1 protein-coding gene is annotated in these 263 nt (G+C 52.9%); it reads left to right on the top strand.

Going from position 1 to position 263, the window contains the following annotated elements; genetic code table 11:
* On the top strand, positions 1-188 hold a 188-nt coding region (locus AVJ23_RS22570; RefSeq protein WP_157772802.1), incomplete at its 5' end, for a hypothetical protein.
* Positions 189-263 lie beyond the last annotated feature (75 nt).

The following is a 263-nucleotide window of genomic DNA, read 5'->3' as shown; positions in this document are numbered from 1 at the left end:
TGAAGGAAGAGGCTCAAAAGGTGGAGATGCACGGGCAGTCGGCGGTTCTGCTGGTGGCACCGCAGATTCGTGCCCAGCTGGCCAAGCTGTTCCGGTTCAGCCTGTCAAATTTACATGTATTGGCCTATTCCGAGGTGCCAGAAAATCGACGCATCAGTGTCGTGGCAAGCGTCGGGCAAGGAAACTAGATGAAATTAAAACGTTACTTAGCCCCCAATATGCGACGAGCGATGCTTCTGGTTCGAGATGAACTGGGAGATGAC

It is taken from the genome of Pseudoponticoccus marisrubri (assembly GCF_001482405.1).
GTDB lineage: Bacteria > Pseudomonadota > Alphaproteobacteria > Rhodobacterales > Rhodobacteraceae > Pseudoponticoccus > Pseudoponticoccus marisrubri.
Note: the sequence above shows the minus strand (reverse complement) of the source record. Positions and strands in the feature narration are given on the sequence as shown.